The sequence below is a fragment of the Streptomyces sp. NPDC043996 genome, assembly GCF_056435225.1.
In genome coordinates, this window is record NZ_JBWKEY010000006.1 from 269,833 (window position 1) to 292,523 (window position 22,691).

At 70.5% G+C, this 22,691-nt stretch carries 23 protein-coding genes and 1 pseudogene; 12 read left to right on the forward strand and 12 right to left on the reverse strand.

Features of this window, described 5'->3' with window-relative positions; genetic code table 11:
• Positions 1-427: 427 nt before the first annotated feature.
• The 4 genes from AC07A4_RS18210 (at position 428) to AC07A4_RS18225 (ending at position 4,073) form a co-directional block, all read left to right on the forward strand.
• A complete protein-coding gene (locus AC07A4_RS18210; RefSeq protein WP_478599462.1) occupies positions 428-1,609 on the forward strand; it encodes a sensor histidine kinase in 1,182 nt (393 codons plus the stop codon).
• A complete protein-coding gene (locus AC07A4_RS18215; protein ID WP_478599935.1) occupies positions 1,609-2,271 on the forward strand; it encodes a response regulator in 663 nt (220 codons plus the stop codon). The genes AC07A4_RS18210 and AC07A4_RS18215 overlap by 1 nt, the downstream gene beginning before the upstream one ends.
• A gap of 84 nt (positions 2,272-2,355) precedes the next feature.
• Positions 2,356-3,297, forward strand: a complete 942-nt coding sequence (locus AC07A4_RS18220; protein ID WP_478599465.1) for an ATP-binding cassette domain-containing protein — start codon at positions 2,356-2,358, stop codon at positions 3,295-3,297.
• Entirely contained in the window at positions 3,294-4,073 is a 780-nt protein-coding gene (locus AC07A4_RS18225; protein WP_478599468.1) for an ABC-2 transporter permease, read from the forward strand. The genes AC07A4_RS18220 and AC07A4_RS18225 overlap by 4 nt, the downstream gene beginning before the upstream one ends.
• Before the next feature lie 97 nt (positions 4,074-4,170).
• Here AC07A4_RS18225 and AC07A4_RS18230 read toward each other — a convergent pair whose 3' ends face one another.
• Positions 4,171-5,325, reverse strand: coding sequence for an FAD-dependent monooxygenase (locus AC07A4_RS18230; RefSeq protein ID WP_478599471.1), 1,155 nt, complete (start codon positions 5,323-5,325; stop codon positions 4,171-4,173).
• Positions 5,326-5,498: 173 nt separating this feature from the next.
• Here AC07A4_RS18230 and AC07A4_RS18235 point away from each other — a divergent pair, with 173 nt between their 5' ends.
• The gene (locus AC07A4_RS18235; protein ID WP_478599473.1) at positions 5,499-5,834 is read left to right on the forward strand and encodes an ArsR/SmtB family transcription factor; all 336 of its coding nucleotides are present in this window, start codon (positions 5,499-5,501) and stop codon (positions 5,832-5,834) included.
• Here the strand turns inward: AC07A4_RS18235 and AC07A4_RS18240 are convergent.
• Positions 5,831-6,892, reverse strand: coding sequence for an alpha/beta hydrolase family protein (locus tag AC07A4_RS18240; protein ID WP_478599476.1), 1,062 nt, complete (start codon positions 6,890-6,892; stop codon positions 5,831-5,833). The two genes, AC07A4_RS18235 and AC07A4_RS18240, sit on opposite strands and share 4 nt — an antisense overlap.
• A 540-nt stretch (positions 6,893-7,432) precedes the next feature.
• Between AC07A4_RS18240 and AC07A4_RS18245 the strand changes: the two genes are divergently transcribed.
• From AC07A4_RS18245 to AC07A4_RS18255, 3 genes are all read left to right on the forward strand, one after another.
• Entirely contained in the window at positions 7,433-8,077 is a 645-nt protein-coding gene (locus AC07A4_RS18245) for a dihydrofolate reductase family protein (protein ID WP_478599478.1), read from the forward strand.
• A 139-nt stretch (positions 8,078-8,216) separates the two neighbouring features.
• A complete protein-coding gene (locus AC07A4_RS18250) occupies positions 8,217-9,068 on the forward strand; it encodes an NAD(P)H-binding protein (protein WP_478599480.1) in 852 nt (283 codons plus the stop codon).
• A 131-nt stretch (positions 9,069-9,199) separates the two neighbouring features.
• Positions 9,200-9,469 carry a hypothetical protein gene (locus AC07A4_RS18255; protein WP_478599483.1) on the forward strand — a complete coding sequence of 90 codons (270 nt, stop codon included), beginning with the start codon at positions 9,200-9,202 and terminating at the stop codon, positions 9,467-9,469.
• A 210-nt stretch (positions 9,470-9,679) separates the two neighbouring features.
• Here AC07A4_RS18255 and AC07A4_RS18260 read toward each other — a convergent pair whose 3' ends face one another.
• The 7 genes from AC07A4_RS18260 to AC07A4_RS18290 form a co-directional block, all read right to left on the reverse strand.
• On the reverse strand, positions 9,680-10,279 hold the full coding sequence (locus AC07A4_RS18260; protein WP_478599486.1) for a transcriptional regulator: 600 nt from the start codon (positions 10,277-10,279) through the stop codon (positions 9,680-9,682).
• Positions 10,276-11,346, reverse strand: coding sequence for a PEP/pyruvate-binding domain-containing protein (locus tag AC07A4_RS18265; protein ID WP_478599488.1), 1,071 nt, complete (start codon positions 11,344-11,346; stop codon positions 10,276-10,278). The genes AC07A4_RS18260 and AC07A4_RS18265 overlap by 4 nt, the downstream gene beginning before the upstream one ends.
• Positions 11,347-11,349: 3 nt before the next feature.
• The gene (locus tag AC07A4_RS18270; protein WP_478599491.1) at positions 11,350-11,733 is read right to left on the reverse strand and encodes a DNA-binding protein; all 384 of its coding nucleotides are present in this window, start codon (positions 11,731-11,733) and stop codon (positions 11,350-11,352) included.
• 426 nt (positions 11,734-12,159) lie between these two features.
• Complete coding sequence (locus AC07A4_RS18275) at positions 12,160-12,444, reverse strand: hypothetical protein (RefSeq protein ID WP_478599494.1); 285 nt, start codon at positions 12,442-12,444, stop codon at positions 12,160-12,162.
• 278 nt (positions 12,445-12,722) lie between these two features.
• A complete protein-coding gene (locus AC07A4_RS18280; protein WP_478599497.1) occupies positions 12,723-14,183 on the reverse strand; it encodes an APC family permease in 1,461 nt (486 codons plus the stop codon).
• Positions 14,184-15,090: 907 nt separating this feature from the next.
• The gene (locus AC07A4_RS18285; RefSeq protein WP_478599500.1) at positions 15,091-15,459 is read right to left on the reverse strand and encodes a hypothetical protein; all 369 of its coding nucleotides are present in this window, start codon (positions 15,457-15,459) and stop codon (positions 15,091-15,093) included.
• 276 nt (positions 15,460-15,735) lie between these two features.
• A complete protein-coding gene (locus tag AC07A4_RS18290) occupies positions 15,736-16,698 on the reverse strand; it encodes an oxidoreductase (RefSeq protein ID WP_478599502.1) in 963 nt (320 codons plus the stop codon).
• Between the two features lie 305 nt (positions 16,699-17,003).
• Between AC07A4_RS18290 and AC07A4_RS18295 the strand changes: the two genes are divergently transcribed.
• Positions 17,004-17,549, forward strand: a complete 546-nt coding sequence (locus tag AC07A4_RS18295; protein ID WP_478599505.1) for a TetR/AcrR family transcriptional regulator — start codon at positions 17,004-17,006, stop codon at positions 17,547-17,549.
• 483 nt (positions 17,550-18,032) lie between these two features.
• Positions 18,033-19,418 (forward strand): M1 family aminopeptidase, encoded by a 1,386-nt coding sequence (locus AC07A4_RS18300; RefSeq protein ID WP_478599508.1) that lies wholly within the window; start codon positions 18,033-18,035, stop codon positions 19,416-19,418.
• 17 nt (positions 19,419-19,435) lie between these two features.
• On the opposite strand, the gene AC07A4_RS18305 is transcribed toward AC07A4_RS18300, so the two are convergent.
• From AC07A4_RS18305 to AC07A4_RS18315, 3 genes and pseudogenes are all read right to left on the reverse strand, one after another.
• The gene (locus AC07A4_RS18305; protein WP_478599511.1) at positions 19,436-20,347 is read right to left on the reverse strand and encodes a DsbA family protein; all 912 of its coding nucleotides are present in this window, start codon (positions 20,345-20,347) and stop codon (positions 19,436-19,438) included.
• 59 nt (positions 20,348-20,406) lie between these two features.
• Positions 20,407-20,679 (reverse strand): annotated as a pseudogene (locus AC07A4_RS18310) (MauE/DoxX family redox-associated membrane protein); the annotation flags it as partial.
• A 130-nt stretch (positions 20,680-20,809) separates the two neighbouring features.
• Positions 20,810-20,986, reverse strand: a complete 177-nt coding sequence (locus AC07A4_RS18315; protein WP_478599514.1) for a hypothetical protein — start codon at positions 20,984-20,986, stop codon at positions 20,810-20,812.
• A 317-nt stretch (positions 20,987-21,303) separates the two neighbouring features.
• Between AC07A4_RS18315 and AC07A4_RS18320 the strand changes: the two genes are divergently transcribed.
• Together AC07A4_RS18320 and AC07A4_RS18325 are read left to right on the forward strand one after the other, a co-directional pair.
• Positions 21,304-21,519 (forward strand): MbtH family protein, encoded by a 216-nt coding sequence (locus AC07A4_RS18320; protein WP_478599517.1) that lies wholly within the window; start codon positions 21,304-21,306, stop codon positions 21,517-21,519.
• A gap of 94 nt (positions 21,520-21,613) precedes the next feature.
• On the forward strand, positions 21,614-22,360 hold the full coding sequence (locus tag AC07A4_RS18325) for an LmbU family transcriptional regulator (RefSeq protein ID WP_478599520.1): 747 nt from the start codon (positions 21,614-21,616) through the stop codon (positions 22,358-22,360).
• The last annotated feature ends 331 nt before the right edge of the window (positions 22,361-22,691 follow it).

Sequence of the window (22,691 nt, forward strand, 5' to 3'; positions counted from 1 at the left end):
TGGGTGAAGGCGCGGGAGTGGCGGGGGCAGTACTGGGCGAGGCAGGCGGCCGCAGCTCAGGCTGGTGCCAAAATCACGCTGATCGAGGACGGCTCCCAGCCGCCTTGGTGGCCCCGGTCGTGCTCTCCACGCTCCCCCCGGTCGTAGTCGCGGCGGGCCCCGCACGTAGTCCATGTGTGGGCCGCTTCCTCCAGCATGATCTGGGAGAGCGATCACCTCGAGCACGGGCAGATCTCCCAGGCGTGCGCGCCGAGCGACCGCCCGCCTCAGTACGTGCGGAGTGGCCACACGCGAAGCCCTCGTTTACCGGGCTGCAGAAGGAGCATGGAAGGGCGTGCGCCCGGCTGTGGAAGACGTTGCGGGGACATGGGACATGTACTCCTGATGGTGTACACGTCGCGCGCCTCGGCTCCATATCGTTCGGAACGTGCCCTCTTCCTCCTCCGTTCTCCCTCGTCCGCGCCGTGTCTCCCGGCCCCTGCCCCCGCCGCTGGCGGACCTGGCGGTGGCGGCGCTGGTGGCCGTGCTCACCGGTGCGGACGCGGCGGTGAACGACCCTTCCCACCGGCAGGCCGACTGGCGGACCTGGCTGCTGTACGGCGCCTGCGTGGCGGCGCTGCTCGTGCGCGGCCGGTGGCCGGTGGCCGTCACGCTCGTCACGGGCGCGGCCTGCGCGGGCCGGGCGCTGCACGGCCACGTCGGGGAACTGCTGAACCTGCCGGTCATGGTGGCGCTGTACACGCTCGCGGTGCGGGGTGATCGGCAGCGGACCCTGCACACCGCCGTGCTCGCCGCCCTGGCCTCGGGTGCGGTCTCTGCGATGGTGGGCATCGATGTCACGCAGCCGCAGGGTGCGCCGCTGCTGGAGATACTCTGGCCGCTGGTGCCGCTCCTCCTGGGAGAAGTGGTGCGCGGGCGACGGGAGTTGATGAAGGAGTACGCGGACCGGGCGGTGCGCGCGGAGGGCGAGCGGGAGCGGGAGGGGCGGCGCAGGGTGCAGGAGGAGCGGGTGCGGATCGCTCGGGAGCTGCACGACGTGGTGGCGCACACCGTGTCGGCGATGACCGTGCAGGCGGGGGTGGCGCTCGACGCGCTGGACAAGCGGCCGGATCTGGCACGGGAGGCGATGCGGCAGGTGCGGGCCTCGGGAAAGGAAGCGGTGCGGGAGCTGCGGGCGACCGTCGGTGTGCTGCGGCAGGGACAGGAGGGCGAGCGGGAACCCGCACCTGGCCTGGAGCGCCTTGGCGAGCTGGCCGAGCGGGTGCGCGGGACGGGGCTGCGGGTGTCCCTGCACGTGGACACCGGTGGGCGTCCGCTGTCGCCAGTGGTGGAGCTGGCGGCGTACCGCATCGTCCAGGAGGCGCTGACCAACGTGATGAAGCACGCGCGGGCGCGGCACGTGGCCGTCTCCGTCGCGCCGACCGGGGATGCGCTTGTGGCGGAAATAAGCGATGACGGCCCGCCCAGGGCGCCTGGGGCCACTCCCGGGGGGTACGGCCTGATCGGCATGCGGGAGCGGGCCGCGTCCGTGGCCGGGTGTCTGGAGGCGGGGCCGGTGCCGGGCGGCGGCTGGCGGGTCCGGGCCTGGCTGCCCCTGGAGGCGGCGTGATCCGGGTCCTGCTCGCCGACGACCAGACCGTCGTCCGGGCGGGGTTCCGTGCCCTCCTCGACCTCACCGACGACCTGGCGGTGGTCGCCGAGGCCGCCGACGGCGCGCACGCTGTCGAACTGGCGCGCACCACGCGGCCCGACGTGGTGCTCATGGACATCCGCATGCCCGGTGTCGACGGCCTGGAGGCCACCCGGCGGATCGTCGCCGACCCGGGCCTGGACGCCGTCCGCGTCCTGGTCCTGACGACCTACGAGGCGGACGAGTACGTCTTCGAGGCCTTGCGCTCCGGAGCGGCGGGCTTCCTGCTCAAGGACGTGGAGCCGGACGGCCTGCGTGAGGCCATCCGCACGGTGGCCGCCGGGCGGTCCCTGCTCGCCCCGGCGGTGACCCGGCGCGTGATCGAGGAGTTCGCCCGGCTCAAGGCGCCCCAGGAGCAGGCGCGGCGGCGACTGGCGCCGTTGACCGGACGGGAGCGCGAGGTGCTCGCCCTGGTCGGCCGCGGCCTGTCCAACGAGGAGGTCGGCACCCGTCTGACCATGTCGCCGCTCACCGCGAAGACCCACGTCAGCCGGGTGCTGGCCAAGCTGGGCGCACGGGACCGCGCCCAGCTCGTGGTCATCGCCTACGAGACCGGTCTGGTGCGGCCCGGCGAGGCATGAGGCCCGTTGCGTACTCCTGTGGGCGTAGTCGTCGACTCCCTGCGGCCGATGCCCGGGCGCGGCGCCGTCCGTAGCGTCGGCGACATGATCGAAGCAAAGGAACTGACCAAGCGGTACGGCGAGCGGACCGCGGTCAACCAACTGACCTTCACGGTACGGCCGGGCCTGGTGACCGGCTTCCTCGGCCCCAACGGCGCCGGCAAGACCACCACCATGCGCATGATCCTCGGCCTGGACACACCCAGCGCGGGCGCCGTCACCGTCGGCGGCCGCCGCTACGACCGCCTCGCCGCGCCCCTGCGCGAGGTCGGCTCGCTCCTGGACGCCCGAGCGGTGCACGGTGGCCGCAGTGTGCGCCACCACCTGCTCGGCCTGGCCCGCTCCAACGCCATCGCCTCCCGCAGGGTGGACGAGGTCCTTGACCTGGCCGGACTCAGCGATGTCGCCGGTCAGCGAGCCAAAGGCCTCTCCCTCGGCATGAGCCAACGGCTCGGCATCGCCGCCGCCCTGCTCGGTGACCCGGAGGTACTGCTCCTGGACGAGCCGGTCAACGGGCTCGACACCGACGGCATCCGCTGGATCCGCTCCCTGCTCAACTGCCAGGCGGTGCAAGGCCGTACGGTCTTCCTCTCCAGTCATCTGATGAGCGAGATGGAGCTGATCGCCGACCGGCTGATCGTCATCGGCAGGGGGCAACTGCTCGCCGATACCGGGATGCGGGAGTTCATCGAGGCGAACTCGCAGGGCGTCACCCGCGTGCGGACACCGGATGCCGAGGCGCACCGCATGCGGGCGGCCCTTGAGGAGCGAGGAGCGTCGGTACGCCTGGACGCGGAGGGCGGCTGGCGGGTCGCCGGTCTCACGCCCGCCGAGATCGGCGAGCTGGCCCGCGCCCACCGCCTGGCCGTCCACGAGCTGACACCGGTCTTCTCTTCCCTGGAGGAGGTCTACACGGCCATGACCCGTTCCACGGTGGAGTACCGGGGCAGCGGCGCACACGACGTGATGGAGGGAGCGACCGGATGAACCCGCTGCTCACGGACGGCACTTCCGCCGCCCCCGGCTTCCGGCACCACCTGGCCTTCGAGTGGACCAAGTTCGCCAGCCTCCGCTCGACTCGCTTCACGGCCTTCGCGACGGGCCTGGTGACGGTGGTCGGCGCGGTCTTCGTCGGAGTCAGCGGCAGCCTGCAGGACGACGACACGGTCCTCGGCGGCAGCCTGACCCTCAGCGTGGTCTCACTGATGATCGCCGGGGTGGTGGGAGCCCTGACGGTGTGCGGGGAGTACGCCAGCGGCACCATCGCCGCCACGCTCGCCGCCGTGCCCCGCCGTGGCCACGTCCTCGCCGCGAAGGCCGTCCTGCTCGCCGTGCTGCTGTACATGGTCGCGCTGTTCTCCTGCACGGTGGCCTACCTGCTGGGGGACGCGGTTCTGGAGGAGGGCCGATACGCTCGCGGCGAGCCGCTGCCCGCACTGTTCGGGATCGCCGCGCTCTTCGCCGCCGTGGGCGTCCTGGGCCTGGCGATCGGCGTCCTGCTGCGGCACTCCGCCGGGGCCGTGACCGCCGTGGTCGCCGTGATGCTGCTGCCCTCCCTGTTCGGTCCGCTCTTCGGCGACCTCCAGCGGTGGATCGCGGGCGCGTCCCCGACGGCCGCCCTGGAGAAGCTGACACAGACCTCCGACGCGGGCCCGGAAGCGGTCGGCTCCCTCGGCCCGTGGCCCTCCCTGGCGCTGGTGGCTGCCTATAGCGCGCTGGCGCTCTGCCTCGCGGGGTGGTGGCTGCGGCGCCGCGACGCCTGAGATCGGGGCCGGATCCGCGTAACTGCTCGTGCGCACCCGGCACTTGAGCCGCTCGCCGACCGGTGACCGACCGGTGACTGGTCGGTGCGGACCCGGTCTACCGGTTCGCGGCTTCGCGAGAGGCGATCCGGTTCGTGCGACTGACCGCGCGACCGACCGCGCGGCCCACCGCGTTGCGCACCGCGAGGCCCGGCCCGGTCCGGGGCACCATGAGCCTGGAGAGCGGACCGACGCGTCGCTGTCGCGGACCCAGCTCACGGCGGAGCCGCGACTCGTAGGCGGCGAAGGCGCGGGCGTGACCAGCGGGATGGGCGGCGAGCTCTTCCGCGAGGGCGTACGCGCCCGCCATCGCCATGCTGGACCCGTCACCCAGCAGGGCTGTCGCCGTCGCCGCGTCCCCGAGCAGGACGACCCGTCCGCGGGACCACGAGGGCACCCGGACAGTGGTCAGGGGGTCGAAGAACGGAGCCGGGTGGTCGAGGTACGCCGCCACGAGCTCCGGTGCCCGCCACCGCACGTCGGCGTAGGCGTCGGCCACGGTCTGCTTGTGCAGGGCGGTGTTCCTGCGGTCGTGGGGCGCCGACTGGGCGGCCCGGAAAGTGAAGATGGCGAGCGGAGTGGCCCGCGAGGGGTGGACGACCAACATCCGGTTCGGCACGGTCAGCATCGTCAGCTCGCTCGGGTCCTCGATGGCGTCGGGTTCCAGCGGGACGGTCGCGCCGTACAGACCCAGGTCGCTCGCGAACTGCCGCTCGGGTCCGAAGACCAGGCGCCGTACGGTGGAGTGCGTCCCGTCGGCACCGACGACCAAGTCGAAGCGCCGTGGCGCGGACCGCCGGAAGGTGACGTCGACCCCGCCTGTGTCCTGGTCGAGAGCGGTGACCGTGTCGTCGAACAAGAACTCGGCCTCGGTCCGCGCCGACCGGTGGAGCACCTCGGACAGGTCGGCCCGGGTCACCTCGACCGTCGGCGCCTTGTCCGAGGTGAGCGGGAGCCGCAGGATTCGCCTGCCGCCGGGGTCGAGCAGGGTCAGTGTCCGATTGCGGGTGGCGAGCCCGCGGAGCCGCGGGAGGACGCCCATGCGGTCAGCGACCGGGATCGCGGGCCCCTTCACGACGATGGCGCTGCCACCGGAGCGTAACCGCCGGGCGTGTTCGACGACCGTCGGCCGGTAGCCATTCCGGGAGAGCCAGTACGCGAGTGCGGGCCCTGCGATTCCGGCACCGACTATCAGCACCTCGGGCTTCTTCATGACGATGGCCTCTCGGAGTGTCGATGACCAGGCCCCCGGTGAGCGCCGGGGCCGGGTCTCAGGGCGCGGCGGCACGGGGCAGCGCGACCCGGAAGCAAGGTACGAAGGATCTCGTACCTCAGTGGAGCACATCCTTCAGGTACGATTCAAGTCGTACCTGAAGGGGGTGTCGCGTGACCGGGAAGAACCTGGTCGGCCCGGAGGCCGACGCGCTCGATCTGGGTGTGGTGTTTCGTGCCCTCGCCGACGAGCACCGTCGTTCGGTGGTGACGCAGTTGGCCGCCGACCGCAGCGACAACGAGCGGGGCTGCAACTCGTTCGACCTTCCGATCTCGAAGCAGACCCAGACCCATCACTTCCGCGTCCTGCGCGAGGCAGGGCTCATTGACGAGATCGACTACGGCAACCGCAAGGGCGTCCGTCTGCGACGCGCGGACATCGAGAAGAGATTCCCCGGGCTGCTCGCCCTCCTGGGAACAGAGCCTCCGGGCGATACCGGTCCTCGCTAAGCACCGCTGACGTGACCGGGCCGGATGCGAACCGCTCGCGCTGGGGCCGCCCTGAGGCCCCGCGGGCTCGCTGGCCCAGGGAGAGGCCGCACACCGTCGTCAGGCGACGAACTCGACCTCTGGGTAGCGCGGCGACGGCCAGTCGAGCAGATCGGTCCGCCGATGGCGCAGGTATCGGTCGAAGTAGGCGTTGACGTAGACGCGTCCCTTCCACGGTCCTGCTCGTTCCTGCCGAACAGCAGCAGCGGACGGTCGGAACCCGCGACGGCGGCGGGCGTCCACAGGGTTCCGTCGAGGTCGATCCCGGCGGCGAGGCGGCAGTCGTCGTGCAGGGCCGCCGCGGTGGTGGTGCCCCCGTCCGAGTGCCCGAACATCCCGGTGTGCGCGAGGTCGAACGCGCCACGCAGACCACGCGGCAGCGGCAGCGGCAGCGGCCGCTGTCCGGCGTCCCGGTCGTGTCCGCAGTTGATCGCGGCGAGCTGGTCGAGGACGAACCGGGCGTCAGCCACCCGGGCGTCGACCGCCTTGGTGGTCAGTTCGACCTCGTTGTCGTCGGTGAGTTCGGGGATGGCAGAGGTCTCCAGGTGCCCGTCGGGGAACTCGACGGCAAGTGCGTCGTGGGTGTGGTCGATGGAGACGACGACGTAGCCGTGGCTGGCGAGGTCCTCGACAAGGGCGGCGGCCTCGGTTCGCCATCCCCGCAGGCCGTGGGAGTAGAGCAGCACGGGCCTGCCGCCCCGGCGGCGCAGCACCGGGGCACCCCGGTGCGCGTGGGTCGTCGGCCAGGGCAGGGCGGGCAGACGGTTCGCTTGTTCGTACGCGCGCGCGATGGCGGGCGTCATCCACGGTGTGCTCGGAGAGCCGTGGACGGTGGCGGCCGGGTACCAGAGCTGGATCATGAGCTGTCGGACCGGCTGATTGGGCACCCATGGGTCGGGGCGGGACCGGTCGACGAGGCGCAGCGACACCGTGCCGACGCGCTGCTGCCCGGTTGGGGCGGGCAGCGTGAACTGCGCCTTTGATGAGAGCGCGGGCGAGGAATGGGGCGGTGGGGCCACAGGCACGGGTGAGGCCGCAGGCAGGGGCGAGGCCGCAGGCAGGGGCGAGGCCGCTGGCACGGGTGTGGCCACGGCCCTCCGCAACGCCGGGACCAGCGCGGCACCGGCCAGCAGCACCGCCCTGCGCGGCGGCCGAAAAAGCCGCCGGTACGGTGACCGGGACACAGCACTGCCTGCCATGAAGATCTCCTTCGGGAACAGTACGGTTGCCAACGGGCGCCAGCCGCTCACGGGAGGCACCCTCATCCATGCAACCCTCGGCACGCGGCGGAGACGCTGGGGCAGACCCGCCTCTTGCCGGTAGGGGCAGCCCCACTGAGCAGACCTTGTGCGACCGGTCGCGCCACTCGGCGCAATTGGTCATCGTTGTTGGCGACCCCTTTGAGCTGCTCGCAAAAGCCTCGCAGGCCGGGACGCTGGTCAGCTGACCTTCTGACCAGTCGCGGGGGTAGCGATGAGTTTGCCCGGCCCGGGGAGTCTCACCACTGTCATCGCCCCAAACACAGCCACGGTCATCGCCCCAAAACACAGGAGGAACGCATGGCTCAGCTATTGAGAGTCCAGAACTTCAACGTCTCAAGCGACGGCATCGGTGCCGGTGAGGATCAGACCCTCGAGAGGCCGTTCGGGCATGTCGAGCCCGAGCGGCTGTTCGCCTGGGCGGGCGCCACGGCGAGCTGGCCCATGCGCACCGCCCCCGGAGGGAGCCGGGGCCTGGACGACTACCTCACGCGGGACTACGCGCGCAATATCGGCGCCGAGATCATGGGCCGCAATAAGTTCGGGCCCCAGCGCGGGCCCTGGCAGGACCATGAGTGGCAGGGCTGGTGGGGCGACGAGCCCCCTTTCCGTACCCCGGTGTTCGTCATGACCCACCACAAGCGTCCTTCGTTCACGCTGTCCGACACCACGTTCCACTTCGTCGACGGCGACCCCGCCGCGGTCCTCGAGCAGGCCCGCGAGGCGGCGCAGGGCAAGGACGTCCGGCTCGGCGGCGGGGCCACCACCATCCGGCAGTTCCTCGACGCGGACCTCGTCGACACCCTGCACGTGGCGGTCTCGCCGATGAAGCTCGGGTCGGGCGTACGGCTCTGGGAGTCACCCGATGAGCTGCTCGACCGCTTCCACCTGGACGTCGTACCCAGCCCGAGCGGAGTGACGCACCACCTGTTCTGGCGAAAGTGACCGGTCCTCAGGGGGCGGATCCTCTGGAGTGATGGTCGAGATCAGGAGCGGAGTCGGTCACTCCGCAGGTCGGGCTTGACCTGAACCTTGGTTGATGTACGAGAGTCGTGTCATCGAACAGCGAGACGAGGAGACTCCGATGACACAGCCCAGGATCCTGGTGACCGGCGCGACGGGAAAGGTCGGCGGCGCGGTGGTGGCCCAACTCCACGCGGCGGGCGTGCCTGTGCGGGCGCTGGTGCGAGGCGAGGCGGCCTTCCCGGAGGGGGTGCAGGCGGTACGCGGTGATCTCGGTGACCCCGCGTCGCTGGAGGCGGCGCTGGAGGGCGTCGACGCGGTCTTCCTGGTGTGGCCGTTCCTGAGCGCCGAGGGCGCGTCGGACGTGATCGACACGATCGGTAAGCACGCCCGGCGGGTGGTGTACCTGTCATCCGCCGGGGTCGGCGGCGAGGAGGAGAAGCCGGGCGAGGCGATCACCATGTTCCACACGGAGCTGGAGCGGCTGATCGAGGCGTCGGGCCTGGAGTGGACGGCGTTGCGGCCCACCGGCTTCGCGAGCAACACGCTGGGCTGGGCGCGGGAGGTCCGCACGACCGGTGCGGTACGAGCGCCGTTGGCGAAGCTGGCCCGCCCGCTGATCCACGAGGCGGACATGGCGGCGGTCGCCGTCCAGGCCCTGACGACCGACGCTCTGCTCGGCGCCCGCCCCCTGATCACCGGCCCCGAACTGATCACCCAGGAACGGCAGGTAGCGCTGATCGGCGAGGCGATCGGACGGCCGCTGCGGTTCGAGGAGGTCACGCTGGACGAGGCCATCGAGCAGATGAAGGCCGCGGGCTACCCGCCGGAGTTGGTGGAGGCCGTGTTGCCGGCCCAGGCGCAGATGCTCGAGAACCCGGAGCCGGTCAACGACGAGGTGGAGCGCATCACGGGCACCCCTGCCCGGTCCTTCCGGCAGTGGGCGGTGGACCACGCTGCGGACTTCCGCTGACAGGGACGTCCGTACACGTTGACACGGACCAGGCATCAACAGCAGCAGCCAGACGGTCGGCTGTGCAACCTCTGTGCCGTGTGACGAGTCACCTTGGATGACGGGACTGGTGTGCCATCGGCGGGGGGATCATGGGGAACGCACAGGGCGCGGGCCGGGTGGTGCTTCGGCAGCTGGGGTGGGGGGCAGAGGAAGACGTTTCGCGGACGCGGTGGCTGGTAGAGGCCGGCTTGCTGAGTCAGGCCTGGCTGACCTACACGATGGAGATCATAGCCAGCTGGTACGCGCTTACCGTGGCCTGCCTGTTGTCGGTGATCTACGGCGTCTCATGGGCGTCGAGGTTCCAGTACAAGGTCCGGCGCTTGCAGGGCAGAGGCGTACATCGAGCGACTGCCGACTGACTGTGACCTTCTCCGGCGACTGACTGTGACCTTCTCCGGGCGGCGACTGCCCCTCAACTACGCCGCACCTGCGTGGAGTGAGCATCCTGATTCATCCGGAGGCGGGATGGGTTCGTTGAGAAGCTGGAGCCGAGCCTCGAACGCCTTCCGGGCATCCGGAATGAGGGTGGCCAGTGCCACCAGGGTCGTCACGCGCGTCTGATGACAAGGTCAGCGGGTCAGCTGCAGTGTGGCGATCAGGTCCTCGTGCAGTTCGAACCAGACCCGGTGGCACGAGTCCCGGTCCGTGCCCGTGATCCACTTCGGTTCGGTGCTCGCTCGGTGCAACGCGGCGGTGAAGCGGTGGTGGTATCCGGCGAACCGGGGCAGGTGGGCAGTCAGGCGGGTCTCCAGTTGGGCCAGTGCGCGGGCGGGCCGCGTGAGCGCGTCGACCGTGGCGGTGAGGGTGACCGGCTGCGGGCCGATGGACATCTCGGTGAGCTGCCAGGCCGTGCAGGCCGCGGCCACCAGGTCGTTGGTGGGCAGGAAGTCCTGGTAGACCTCCTCCACCGCGGTACGGGCGCCCGCGGCGTCGAGTTCGGCGGCCAGGAGTTGCTCTCCGTGCCGTGTGCCGGCCTCGGTCAGGGACCAGCCGCCCTCGTCGGCGAAGCTGGAGTGGGTTGCCCATCCGCGGGACTGCGCGTCCAGCAGGTGCTCCACGGTTTCGGCCTGGGGGAGCCCGGCCCGTTCGGCCAGGCGCGCGGCGGTGGCGTAGCCGAGGGTGCGCGTGGCCTGCAGGACCAACAGGTCCCCTGGAGTGGTCCGGTTCATGGTTGTGTCCGTTCGTCTGCGGCGGTGACGGTGCCCCGGGTGCCGTCCACGGTCACGGGCTGCCCGTGGGTGAGTACGGTCATGGCGCTCTCGGCGGCGAGGACGGCGGGGACGGCGAACTCGCGGGCCACGATCGCGGCGTGAGCGAGCAGGCCCCCGGTCTCGGTGACCACTGCGGCCGCCTGGGCCAGCAGCGGTGTCCAGACCGGCGAGGTGGTGCGGCAGACCAGCACGCCGCCGGGCGTGAACCGGTCGAAGTGGTCGGGGCCGGTGATCACCCGCACTGGACCGGACGCGGTGCCGGGGCTGGCCGCGGTTCCGGCCACCAGCAGCTGCCCGGCCGGTGCGGCCGTTCGTGCCGCGGTTCGGGGGGCGGCGGTGATGGGGCGGGCCTGCAGCACCCAGACCCGGCCTCCAGCGACGGCCCACTCGATGTCCTGCGGGCAGCCGAACAGGTCCTCGATCCGCCGGGCTACCCGGGCCAGATCGTGTGCCCGCCTGGCCGTGAGGGCACCACCGCCGTGAGGACCGGTGCTCGTCTCGCCATCGAGGATCCAGCGCTGCGGGGTGACGGCGCCGGACACGAGCCTGTCGCCAAGGCCCGCGGTCGCCTCGATCACCACCTCATCGGCCCCGGTGACCGGATGCCGGGTGAACACCACCCCGGCGGCCTCGGCAGCGACCATCACCTGCACGATCACGCTCGGCTCCGACGCCAGGTGACCGGTCCTGGCGGCGTAGGCGGCCGCCTGCCCGCTACCGGCCGAGCGCGAGGACCGGCGCACCGCCTCGGCGACCTCGGCCGGGCCGGTCGCGTTGAGGGTGGTGTGCAGCTGGCCCGCGAACGACGCCGCTGCCCCGTCCTCACCCAGTGCGGAGGACCGCACGGCGAACGGCCCACGGCCCAACGCCCGCAGGGCAGGAGCAAGTTCGCGCTCCCAGCCGCGGACACTAGGGTCGGTGATCACGAAACCGTCCGGCACCGCGAAGCCCGCGCGCAGCAGACGAGCGAGGTGGGCGGCCTTGGTCCCGCATCGCGCGGAGGCGCCGGACAGGGCGACGAACACGGGTCAGGCCTTCTCGGCCTGGCCGGTGACGCGGGCCTGGAGCCGGTTCAGGCGCTGCTGGGCCGCCTGCGGTGAGTCCAGGCCGAACGCGCCCGCGATCTGCGGCCACGTCATCCCCGCTCCCCGGGCCGCGAACAGCAGCCCGGCCTCGATCTGTTCGAGCTCGGAGCGTGCCGACGCCAGCAGCCGCAGCCCTGCCGCAAGCACCTGGGGCTCGACGTCGGGTGCGCGCGCGACCCAGGCGGCGAAGCGTACGAGCTCGGCGTCGGCGGCCGGACATCCCGGGGGCTGCCACGGCCTGCGCTCCAACTCTGCCGCTCCGGCGGCGTTCAGGACCTCACGGGCCCGGTCGAGTTCGGCGGCGCTGTCCCGCTCAGTGCTGGCCATGTGCCCATTCCAGGGCATCAACATCACGTTGTCAACGTGATGTTGATGCCCTGGATGAGACTTCAGGTGCCAGGGCGGGAGGAGCGACGGCCCCGGCCCGGGCGCCTGGCACATTCACAGGACCCGCGCGTGCTCGTCAGCGTCCCTTGCGGCGTCGCGGTCGTCGTCCCTGAGAAGGCCGTCTGCCTCGCCCTCGGTGAGCTCGCGCGTCTCGTCCATGCGTATCGGCGTGCATGAAGGTCGGCTTGACGCCTGCGATGATGTGGATGGCCTCCCATATGTGCGGATCTGTTCCAGGTGCCCGACGTCGCCGCGGATGGTGCCGTCCGCCAGGCCCGCCAAGCCCGCGCGAGGGCGAAGCCGGACCGTATGCCGGTCTCGAACCGCTCCAGTTCCTCCGGCGACGGAGGGAAGGCTGAGCCTTACTCACTTGCCCGCGGCGAGGCCCTTCTTCAGGTCGTCGTAGTTCATGACGGGCAGCAGCTCCACATCGGCTTCCATCTGAAGGAGGAGCGGCTCCAGCGTGGCGGGTATCTGCGACGGGTCCTCCAGGTCGAAGACGAGCGTGCAGGTGCGGCCGCCGTCCATGGGGCCGAAATAGGCGGTTTCGGGCTGGATGCGGTCCATCAGGTCCTGCACGAACTTCGGCAGCTCGCCGCGCTTGTAGGCCTCGTTCGAGGCGTGGGTGTCCAGCCGGGCTCTGAGCATCATGCGCATGGCTCATCGTCCCCTCAGGGCGGTCCGCCGCGCCCGGCGCTCTGGCTCCGCGCTCACTGAGGCGCGGATGCGCCCACCTTCAGCGTCTCTCCGGCCCTGGCCGGTCGCAACCGCAGGCGCGGCGGGGTCAGCCGCACCGCAGCACGGCCGCCGAGGCGGGCGGCTGCTCGACGACGGGCCGCTGGCCACCTTGGCCGCTCCGTCACGGTGCTACCCGCGACGTGCTGGCCCGCTGGTTCGGGGTCGCACGTCAACGAGCCCGCGACGTCCGGTCATTCGGTGGGCTCCGCGGCGAAGCCGGCGTAGACGCGCGGTCGTCTGCGGTGCAGCCACCAGGCGAGGGGGAAACCGGCGGCGAAGGCGGCCGGTGCGGTCAGGACGAGAACTATGTTCACGCCCGTCGAGGCGCCGGTGAACAGCTCGATGTGGTCCACGACCAGGACGATCGCCGTGGCCAGCAGGGCGGTCGCGGTGAGCGGGGCGAGGACCGTACGCAGGATTCCTTCCCGGTGGTTCATGTGCCGGAAGTAGCAGGGCACGGCGAGCGAAGCGAGCAGTTGGAGGAGTAACAGGGCGATCATTCCTGGGGTGTTGACCCAGAGCAGCAACTGCCGGTACGGGTCGGCGCCCGCTCCCCAGAAGGCGAGGACCACGATGGCGCTGAGCGCGGTCTGAGCGATACCCGCGAGGTACGGGGAGCGATGGCGGGGATGGACGCTGCCCAGGCGGCCGGGCAGCACGCCCTCCTGGGCGAGGGCGAGGACGTAGCGGTTGATGGCGTTGTGGAAGGCCAGGAGGGTGGCGAGGCCGCTGGTGACGATGAGTACGTGCATCAGGTCGGCCGCCCAGTCGCCCACGTACACGGTGGTCGCGGCGAAGAACAGGCCATCGGGGTCCTTGGCGGCGGCCCGCACGACCTCCCCGTCACCGAATGCCTGGATGGCGATCCAGACGGTGAACGCGTAGAAGAGGCCGAGGAAACCGACGGCGATGTAGGTGGCGCGCGGGACGGTGCGCTCGGGATCGCGGGCCTCGCGGCGGTAGATGACGGTCGACTCGAAGCCGGTGAACGCGGCGAAGGCGAAGGCGAGGACGGCTGCCGTGCCGGGGACGAAGACGTGGTCGGGGTGGAGGAAGGCGGCGGACAGGCCGTGGGCGCCGCCGTCGGCGAGGACGCCGCCTGCGAGGAGCAGGAGGATCCCGGTCTCGGCGACGAGCAGGACGCCGAGGACCTTGGCGCCGAACTCGATCGAGCGGTAGCCGCCGTAGCCGACGAGCAGCAGACCGGCCAGCGAGATCGGCAGCCAAGGGAGGTCGGTGCCGAGGAGGGCGCGGACCGTGTCCTGGGTGGTGGTGGCGAGGACGCCGTAGACGCCGATCTGAAGGCCGTTGTAACCCACCAGCGCGAGCAGAGCGGCACCGATGCCGACCGGTCGTCCCAGACCGCGGGCGACGAACGCGTAGAAGGCGCCACGGCTGCGGACGTGTCGGCTCATCGTGGTGAAGCCGACAGCGAAGACGGCCAGGGTGATCCCGGCCAGGAGATAGCCGACCGGGGCACCGATACCGCCGAGCAGGATCGCCAGCGGGGCGACGCCGGCCATCACGGTCAGGGGCGCGGCGGCGGCGATGACGAAGACGGAGATATCGGCGGTGCGCAGGGAGCCGGAGCGCAGGGCCGCCGTAGCGGATGGCGCTCCCTTCTCCGAGGGCTCGTTGGCGGCCACGGACATGCGACGTCCTTTGAGCGGGGGAGGACAGGGGAGGGGAGCGGGCCCCGGGAATCCGGGACGACAGCGGCAGCGTCAGCGCGCCACAGGGGGGCGTACTCCGGGGCGCGCGTATCCAAAGGCTTGCGGTTCCGCGGCGAACCCTTCCATTGGGCATCGGAGAAGACCTCAGCGCGAGCACGGGCGGCGGGCAGGTGGCGCCCCCTGCCGTGCCTCGATCGCGAACACATCACCACCGGGGGCGTGTAACTGGCCAGGGAATGAGGGGACTTCAGCGTCTCATGGATCGCCCGGCCGGGTGGGGGCTCCCGTAGGGTGCGGCGCCGGAGGCTTGGCCGCGCTTGCACCGGACCGGGTTCGCTGGGCGGTCGGCGTGGTGGCCTCGGAGGCGAGGGCAAGAGGTCCCAACGGAGGCGTCGGACGTGTCTGTAGGTGATGGGGCAGGTCGCGTCGATGAGGACCTGGCCGGAGACGCCCATGCCGCTGTAGGGGGAGGTGCAGTGCGGGGCGTCCCCGGCCAGGACTATGTAGCCAGTGCCGGGTGGGGCACGCGTCGTTGACGTCGATGGGCGCGCCGCCGGGCTTGTCGCCGCCGTCGGGGAGGTAGGCGGTGTGCCCCGCGCACCCTCATCACCGAGCTGCCGCGCAGCGGGCTGCGGGCCTGCGGGCCTACGTGCCTAAGAAGCCCTCCCACTCGCCATCAGCACCTGCGCGGCTTCATGCCCAACGCAGCGCCGACAACCCACCGTAACCACGCACGGCAGTGCTCACCGAGGGAATTGCTCATGATCAAACGACGGGCCACGCAGCCACGAGTGCTCACCTCGGTAACACGTGCGTTCCGTGGCCCCACCCGCGGCAGTGCACCGCGAGTGGACGGACCTCGTCGGGACCGGTTCTGGGAACAGGCTCAGCCGGGCTGGCAGTCGGTGGGCCGAACGCTCTGTACCGCGTCCAACCTGTTCCGCCACTCCCAGTTGGTGCTCCGGTCGCCCGTCCAGATGGTTCGGTAGAGGCACTCACCCGGCCTGACCCAGTCAATGGCGTAGACAGTGACGTCGGCGTTCGACTCGAAGGAGGCGGCGTTGTCGTGCAGCGGTGCCGGTACGTCCGCGTAGCCGGGCGGTCGGTAGCACCAACTCGCCCCGGCGTAGCCGGGTTGGGTGTAGAAGCAGACGTCTCCCGGAGACCGCTCCGCGGCGGGCATGGCCGAGGCTGGGACAGCAGGTAGGAAAGCGGCGGCGATCACGAAGGCGAGAGCAGTGGTTCGGCGAGACATGTCCGTGGATCCTCCAGGTGCGGTGGCTGACGGTGCACGCAACGTCTCCCCACAGGTCATCTCGGCTATGCGACGTGTCCCTCGCACGGGTGGCAAGTCATACCGCGGCCGTCGCGGTGCTCGCCCAGGAGGGGCTGGACTTGGTGAACGGCCGAGGGTGCTGCAGGTGCCTCCCAGGGGCGAAGCAGCTTGGCGAGAGGTGGCGAGAACGAAGACCTGGGGTAGCCCGGACGCGGTTCGGTGGTGATGGTGGTGGGGGCGGCCGCTCGGAACTAGTCATCGCTGAGAGGGCGGTTCTGCGGACAATGAGTAGTGCACGCCGGTCAGTTGTTCCGAGAGCGTCCACAACTGGTGGGCCGTAGAGGTGTCCTGGATGGCGCGTTCCCGGCTGCGGAGGACGGGTTCGCCACGGAGCTGGAACGGCCCGTCGGGCACGATGTAGCTTCCCCCGGGCAGGTCGGGGGCGGTCGCGGCGTACAGGGAGGTCTTGGCGCCGTCTGGTGTGGGGCGGAACGCGATGCGCAAGAGCAGGCGCGTGAGGATTCGGTACGCGCGCCCCCGGGCGCTGTTGGCGCCTCCGGTGAGCACGTTGGAGCGGGTGAGCCCGGGAGCGACGGCCATGCTGCGCAGCCTCAGCCCGGCGATGTCGGCCCTGCGCTGCAGTTCCACGGCGAAGTACAGATTGGCCCGCTTGGACTGCACGTAGGCGAACGCGGCTCGGTAGCGGTGCTCGGCATTGAGGTTGGCCATGTCGAATCGGGCGAAGCGCTGACCCTCGCTGCTGACCGTGACCACGCGCGGGTGGGCGGCGGCCAGCAGATGAGGCATGAGCAGGCCGGTGAGGGCGAACGCGCCGAGGTGGTTGATGCCGAACTGGGACTCGAAGCCGTCGGTGGTCCGGGAGAACGGCACCATGGCGACGCCGGCGTTGTTGACCAGGAGATCGAGCCGGTCATGGCTCAATGCCGCGGCGAAACCGCGGACGGACATCATGTCAGCGAGGTCGAGCAGGCGCAGTTCGGCGCGGGCGCCGGGGACTTCGGCGCGCAGCCGCTCCACTGCCTCCCGCCCGCGCTCGTAGCTGCGGCAGGCCAGGACGACATGGGCACCACGGCGGGCGAGTTCACGAGCGGTGACGTACCCGATGCCGCTGTTGGCGCCGGTGACTACGGCCAGTCGCCCTGACTGGTCAGGGATGGAATCCGGCGTCCAGCTCTCGCGCGGAACCGTTTGCGACACCGCGTTCGCGGAGTGATGGCCGAGCGGGCGAGGGTCGTACTGAACGCGGCACGCGGCTGTGTCGCCTGGGTCGGGCACTGAGCTGCGGGTGGCTGCCTGGGAGTCACGGGGCATGAAGGCCTCAATCCGTGGGTCAGTAGTGTCTGCGGCCCGAAAAGGGCGGCCGCATTGCAACTCTAAGTTGCGTTACTCTGATCCTGTCGCATGTTCCGTCATCAACGCAACCAGGAGTTGCAATGGAGTCTGCTGAGTCGCCCTCAGGGCGTGCTCCCGCTGTCGGGCGAGGCAACAAGATGCGTGCCGCCGTGCTGGAGGCAGCCATCACCGAGCTCACGGAGACCGGGTATGCGGCACTGACCGTCGAGGGCGTCGCCCAACGGGCCGGCGTACACAAGACGACGATCTACCGGAACTGGAAAGACTCTGACGGCCTTGTCGCCGACGCGCTGGCCAGCCATTTCGCCGTGGACGTCCCGATCCCCGACACCGGGGCGGTGGAGAGTGACCTGCGCGCGCTGGCTTGCTCCCTCGTAGCCACCATGACCACGCGAGCAGGCCGGGCCTTGCTCACTGCCGTCCTCTCGGACGCCGTACGCCTCCCTCGGCTCGCCGAAGTCAAGCACGCGCTTTTCGACGACCGGTTCCGGCGGGCGGAACCGGTCGTCACGCGGGCCATTGAGCGCGGCGAACTACCCGCGGAGACCGACCCCGTGGAACTCCTCAAGGCCCTTGCCGCGCCGATCTACTTCCGGCTTGTGTTCACTGGCGAGCCGGTCGACGAGGCGACCGCGGACCGGGCGGTGCGCGTTGCACTGGCCGCCGCGCACGCCCGGGTGCTGCCAGCGGTCTGAGCGTGGACCTGGTCTCGCGACGCTGACCCGTCATCGCTGCACCGACCCGGCCGGGGGGGGCGCCTGGATGGCTGGGCGTGCGCGAGTGCGTCCCGCACCCGCCCGTACACGCTCGTGGCGGTGAACTCGGGCTACTCGGCCGTGCCGGAGGCTGTGCGGGCACCGCGGGCCGGTCGTTGGTCACCGCCCTCTTCTCCGTGGGCCGTTCGCCCGTCGGTGCGTCTGCAACGCCCTCGACAAGTGAGAGCCTGATGAGTTTCTGATCAACATGCTCTTGAAGCCCGCTACGTGACGCACTTTCTCTCTAGCGTGACTGTTCACAGGAATCCGAGTTCCTTACCGGCACTGTCGGCAGGTGCCGCCCCTTTGCCCACTGAGCAGGAGATCGCTGTGCTTTCACGGAGACGTTTCACCCAACTAGGTCTTGTCTCGACTCCACTGCTGTCCCTTCCGGCTCCCAACGCGTCCGCGGATGAATCGAGTGTGCTGCCGAGCCCTGGTCTTACCGTCGAGCACTACGACATTGATCTCGCCTACCAGCCCGATTCCGGCGTCCTGACCGGCTTGACCCGTATACGGGGTGTCGCGGTCGGAAAGTTACCGACGTTGCGCCTGCGGTTCCGGCTGCGGGTGTCCTCGGTCCGTGTGAATGGCGAGCCCGCGGCGTTCACCTCCGGCAACGGCATCCTCGCCATCACTCCGAGAACCCTCGCGAGCGCCGGTGACGAACTGCTCGTGGTGGTTCGCTACCGCGACACTCCCGCCAAGTATCCGGCGGGCGACGGTGGGTGGGGCTGGATACGCACGCCGTGCGGCGCGGTGGCGGTGGCCAGTGCCGCCTGGTGGCATCCCGCGGCCCATTCCCCGGCCGCCAGGGCGTCCAAGTCCGTGTCCGTGCTCGTCCCCACAGGCCTGACAGCCATGTCCAACGGCATTCTGCGTCACGGCAGCCCTGCTGCCACGTCCCAAGGCGACCGGTGGTCCTGGTACAGCAAGACCCCGCTGCCGACTGAAACGGCGCTGCTCGCCATCGGCGACTACAGCCTCACGACGTCCCGCGGATCGGATGGGACACCCATGTTCAACGCGTACGGCAAGGACCTCGGCGCGCTGGACGCCCCGGCCCGTGCCTCGCTTGAACGTACGGCCGAAGCCACTCAGACGCTGTCACGATGGTTCGGCCCCTATCCGTACGAAGCTGTGGGCGGTGTGGTCGACAAGGCCTTCCACAACGTGGTCGCGACCGCGACCCGACCGATCTACGGCGGCAGCTACTTCGCGGACGGTGCGAATCTCTCCATGGTCGCGCACGAGACCGCGCACCACTGGTACGGAAACGCGGTCCTGCCCGCTGAGGACGCCCCGTGGCTGTCCGAAGGATTCGCGACGTACGCGGAATTCCTGTGGTCGGAGCACGTAGGGCTGGGCACCGCGGCGGAATTGGCGCAGCACGCATATGACCAACATCCCGAAGACGACCCCGCATGGAAAGAGGCGCCTGCCACCCCGAACCCGGACAGCTTCCTCGCGTTCCCTCTGTACACCCGCGGCGCACTCACCCTGCAGGCACTGCGTACCGAAGTCGGCGACGGCACCTTCTTCCGCATCCTGCGCGGGTGGGTCACGGCACAGAATCCGGATACGGAAGCGACCACGGCCGCTTTCACCGCGTACGCCGAACACCTCGCCGCACGCCCCCTGGACGACGTCTTCCGGCCGTGGCTCTACGGCACTGCTCGCCCACCGGTCGGCCCAGGCGGCCAAAGCCGCCGCAAGCCCGGCCCTGAACCCGCCTCCTACCGCACCATCGCCCGCGACAGCGAACGTCTCGCCGCCGCACGCCACCGCGATCGACGCTCGTGTGCGTGACCGTCCACTGTGGCCGCTCAGCCAGAGCGGGCGTCGGCCCTCAGATGCGGCCGACGGAACGGCAGCGGCTTGCGGCGGGGGCTGTCCTGGGGAGCGGCGGCGTTGTCGTCGGGCGAGTGGTCGGGGGAGGGCGAGGTGTCGTCGGCGGGTGAGGCGGAAGGGGTCGCCGTGGCGGCCTCTTCGTTGACGAGCTTCGTCAGCCGCTGGGGGGTGAGGGGATGCTTGTCATCCTGGATGAGGTCTTCGCCCTTGAAGAAGACGGCGGGGGTGGACCGCACTTCGCTCTGCTTGTCGAAGTCGAGCTGGGCTTCGGAGACCCAGGTGTCGTGGGTGCCCTCCTCGACGGCCGTGAGGAACCGCGTCGTGGTCAGGCCCCGGACTCCTTTCGCCAAGTCGATCAGGACGTGCTTGTCGCCGAAGGCATCGCTGCCCTCGTCGGGTGCGTGGGCGTACAGCGCGTCGTGGAACTCGCGGAACCTCCCCTCGTTTTGGGCGGCGGCCAGTGCGCTGGCCGCGTAGCGCGATCCGTGGCCGGGGACGATGCGGTCGACGAACGACAGAAGGTGGTACTCCACGCGCAGTTTGCCCTCGTCCTGAAGCTTGTTGACGGTCTTGTGGAGCACCTTCTCGATCTCCGCGCACCCCGGGCAGCGGAGGTCTTCGTAGACCTCCAGGGTGGCGGGGGCGTCGTCTCGGCCCACGGGGATGACGAAGCCGTCCTTGCCGATGGCCCCCGTCGGCGCGATGACCGGTCGGCTGTCGTCCGTCCGGTGTGACTGAACGGCGATGGACTCCGCGACGACGGCGACGAGGGAGGCCAGGACGGCTGCGGTCAGGGCGCCACGGCGTACGCGCCGTGCCCGCACCGCGTCGCTGTCGTCACGGCTGCGGGGCTGACGGGGCCGGCCGGTGGATCGGTGGTAACGCATGCTGCCTCTCGGAGTAGGGGCGCTGGGCAGAGGGCGTGGGGGTGGAGTGGGGGGGAGCGTCAGTGCAGACGGTTGTCGAGCGCGTACCGGCTGGACGGGCGGTGGACCAGCCACAGGCTCAGGGGCAGAAGGGCGAGTCGCGTGCTGAGCCCGAGGAGCAGCAAGGCGGCGAGGGCCAGTTCGAGGGCGGGCAGGCCGTATCCGACGGTGGTGAGCAGGTGCTCGGGCAGGATCCGGTAGGCGCGTACCGCGTGTACGGACGCTTCGTGCTCCTGCACCTTCGTCCACCCCGCCCAGCCCCACACCGCCGCCAGGACCACGCGCGGGACGACAGGGAGCCAGGGTCGTGGAGGGCGTTCCGCGCCGGGGGCGCGGACCTGGCGTGTGCCGGTTGACGAGGGACGCGGACACCTGGAGGGCGCGGCTCGGGGCCTGGCTCGGGGCGTGCGCGCCCGGTCGCGCTCACGGGCGCGGCGTGGAGCGGCAGGCGATCGCGTACAGCTCCCGGGCGGCGCCCACTAGGCGCTGGCCGGTGGGCCACACCGCCCGCAGCGACCTGGGTGGCTCGAAGCCCTGGACCGTCACCGCTGTCAGTGACCCGGCGGCCAGTTCCCGGCGGACCGCCAGGGAGCTCAGCACCGCCGTGCGCGGGCCCGCGCACAGGTACGCGCAAGGGCTACTGACCGGTCATGCTGACACAGGATCACCGCCGTGAACAGGGAACTCTCGTGGCGTGCAAACGCAAAGCGACGATGGGGAACCCATGCTCCATACGGCCTTGTAACGTTCGGCGCTTGCGTCTTAACGTGACGACTCGTTCTGGGAACGCTATGGACATCGGGTGTCCTGTCGACAGGACGACGATGATCGGTGAACCTGACGCCGGTGCCGTTCTGGCACTCGGCCTGGCGATTTGCCCTTTCGAGTCACTTCGTGACGGCTAAGGACGGTGGCAGTTGAGTACGAACCCCTTCGACGACGAAGACGGCCGTTTCTACGTTGTGGTCAACGACGAGGAACAGCACTCCCTGTGGCCGGTGTTCGCTGAGGTACCCGCGGGTTGGCGGGTGGTCTTCGGTGAGGCGGCCAGGTCCGAGTGCCTGGAGTACGTCGAGCGGAACTGGACCGACCTGCGTCCCAAGAGCCTGCGGGAGGCCATGGCGGCGGGCTGAGCACCGGCCGTTCTCCGGGGGAGGGCGGCGGCACCGGCGCGGCACAGGACACCGGACACAACACGGGGGCGAACACTCTGATGAGGAGAAGAGGATGGTGACGGGGCGTCTTGTGAAGACCGCGAGCAGGCACGAATCGGGGCCGCCGGGAACTGGCGGTGAGCTCGCGCAGCGCGATGCGGTGCTGTCCTTCGTGGGCAAGCAGGCGACGGTGCGGAAGTCCGGGATGATCCTGCCACGGGACCTGCCGGAGCGGGCTTGGGAGCGGATCGGGTCCAGCCTGCGTGAGCTCACCGACTCCTCGGCGTGGTGGCTGGGCGACTGGCTGATCTTCGGCGAGACCACCTACGGGTGGCGGCGGTACCGGGAAGCCATCGACAGGACGGGGCTCGACTACCAGACGCTGCGCAACTACGCGTGGGTGGCGCGGCGGTTCGAGCGCGACCGCAGACGGGGCAGCCTCAGCTTCGCCCACCACGCCGAGGTGGCCCGTTTGTCGCCGCCGGAGCAGGACTACTGGCTGCGCGAAGCCGAACAGCAGAAGTGGTCGCGCAACGAACTCCGCAGGGTGGTGCGCGCCAGCCTCGCCGAGCAGAGCGACAAGGCCGACATCACCCCGATCGGCCGCGACGGCGAGCGGCAAGGGGTGCCCCAGCTGGCCGCGGCTGCCGCCGACAAGCGCCAGCGGCAGGCCGCCACGCTCACCATCGAGCTGTCCGTCGGCCAGCTGGACCACTACGCGAAGGTGGCGGCCGGGCACGGCCTGTCCGTCGACAAGTGGGTGACGCAGGTGCTCGACGCGGCTGATGACCGTCACGCCACCGAGCGGCGCACGGCCTAGAGACGCCGGACCAGCTTCCGCTCCCCGTCGGTGGTGGCGGATCACGCACGCGGGGCTGAACGCGGAGGCGAATCGTTTCGCGCGCTTCCTCGCCGCGCGCGGACACAGCCGGGGCACGACCGGATCGGCGAGAACGGCGAGAACGGCGAGAACGGCGAGAACGGCGAGAACGATGAGAACGACGAGAGCGACGAGAGCGACGTGCGCACCCGCCTCCTGAAGACACTGCCGCGGAACATGGTTCCGGCCGGATGCGTCAGCAGCCCCCGGATTCCGTTGAGCCCCGCACGGAGAAGTGGACCGCGTGGCGCTCGTCGACGCGTGCCGGAAC

What these genes read in the sequence shown, in the direction of transcription:
- AC07A4_RS18220 (WP_478599465.1), top strand. Translation starts at nt 2,356, where the DNA reads ATGATCGAAGCAAAGGAACTGACCAAGCGGTACGGCGAGCGGACCGCG.
- AC07A4_RS18225 (WP_478599468.1), top strand. Translation starts at nt 3,294, where the DNA reads ATGAACCCGCTGCTCACGGACGGCACTTCCGCCGCCCCCGGCTTCCGG.
- AC07A4_RS18230 (WP_478599471.1), bottom strand. Translation starts at nt 5,325, where the DNA reads ATGAAGAAGCCCGAGGTGCTGATAGTCGGTGCCGGAATCGCAGGGCCC.
- AC07A4_RS18245 (WP_478599478.1), top strand. Translation starts at nt 7,433, where the DNA reads ATGGCTCAGCTATTGAGAGTCCAGAACTTCAACGTCTCAAGCGACGGC.
- AC07A4_RS18250 (WP_478599480.1), top strand. Translation starts at nt 8,217, where the DNA reads ATGACACAGCCCAGGATCCTGGTGACCGGCGCGACGGGAAAGGTCGGC.
- AC07A4_RS18255 (WP_478599483.1), top strand. Translation starts at nt 9,200, where the DNA reads ATGGGGAACGCACAGGGCGCGGGCCGGGTGGTGCTTCGGCAGCTGGGG.
- AC07A4_RS18260 (WP_478599486.1), bottom strand. Translation starts at nt 10,279, where the DNA reads ATGAACCGGACCACTCCAGGGGACCTGTTGGTCCTGCAGGCCACGCGC.
- AC07A4_RS18270 (WP_478599491.1), bottom strand. Translation starts at nt 11,733, where the DNA reads ATGGCCAGCACTGAGCGGGACAGCGCCGCCGAACTCGACCGGGCCCGT.
- AC07A4_RS18275 (WP_478599494.1), bottom strand. Translation starts at nt 12,444, where the DNA reads ATGATGCTCAGAGCCCGGCTGGACACCCACGCCTCGAACGAGGCCTAC.
- AC07A4_RS18280 (WP_478599497.1), bottom strand. Translation starts at nt 14,183, where the DNA reads ATGTCCGTGGCCGCCAACGAGCCCTCGGAGAAGGGAGCGCCATCCGCT.
- AC07A4_RS18285 (WP_478599500.1), bottom strand. Translation starts at nt 15,459, where the DNA reads ATGTCTCGCCGAACCACTGCTCTCGCCTTCGTGATCGCCGCCGCTTTC.
- AC07A4_RS18305 (WP_478599511.1), bottom strand. Translation starts at nt 20,347, where the DNA reads ATGCGTTACCACCGATCCACCGGCCGGCCCCGTCAGCCCCGCAGCCGT.
- AC07A4_RS18325 (WP_478599520.1), top strand. Translation starts at nt 21,614, where the DNA reads ATGGTGACGGGGCGTCTTGTGAAGACCGCGAGCAGGCACGAATCGGGG.